This is a genomic window from Peribacillus sp. SIMBA_075 (assembly GCF_046534585.1).
Genome location: NZ_JAWRYN010001724.1, coordinates 1 through 231 on the forward strand (window position 1 = coordinate 1; position 231 = coordinate 231).

A 231-nucleotide genomic window follows, 5' to 3' on the forward strand; every position below is an offset into this window, starting at 1 on the left:
GCTTTGACGAATAAAATCACCGGGAATAGAAAATACTTGCTTCGTTTTGTTGTAAAGGAAGCTTAATTTCTTAAATGGAATTCTCGTTTCAATTATATGATCGATATATCCTTCCAAAGCGATTCGACAAGCAAGTGAGCCTTTGAAGCGCAAACGATGCCGCGCTATCTCCTGCTGCCTCTCATCCTGGCCCTCTTCAAAAAACAGTTGCAAGGGTTTATCCGGGCTAAT

At 41.6% G+C, this 231-nt stretch carries 1 pseudogene; it reads right to left on the reverse strand.

From position 1 onward, the window contains the following. Positions 1-231, reverse strand: a pseudogene (locus SB775_RS34335) (HelD family protein); the annotation flags it as partial.